This is a genomic window from Cupriavidus sp. SIMBA_020, assembly GCF_046535395.1.
GTDB lineage: Bacteria > Pseudomonadota > Gammaproteobacteria > Burkholderiales > Burkholderiaceae > Cupriavidus > Cupriavidus campinensis.
On record NZ_JAWRWU010000780.1, the window covers coordinates 1 to 265 of the forward strand.

General features: G+C 64.5%; 1 protein-coding gene. It reads right to left on the reverse strand.

Annotated features, from left to right (window positions below; translation table 11 throughout):
- Window positions 1-265: FtsK/SpoIIIE domain-containing protein (locus SB751_RS31475; RefSeq protein WP_410749208.1), on the reverse strand; the 265-nt coding region annotated here is incomplete at both ends.

Consider the following 265-nt stretch of genomic DNA (forward strand, 5'->3'; position numbering starts at 1 on the left):
GGCGGCAGGAACAGCATGTCGCCCTGACCGAGCAGCGACTCGGCGCCCATCTGGTCGAGAATCGTGCGCGAGTCGATCTTCGACGACACCTGGAACGCCACACGCGTCGGAATGTTCGCCTTGATGAGACCCGTGATGACGTCCACCGAAGGCCGCTGCGTCGCGAGAATCAGGTGGATGCCCGCCGCGCGCGCCTTCTGCGCGAGACGCGCGATCAGCTCTTCGATCTTCTTGCCCGCGACCATCATGAGGTCGGCGAGTTCGT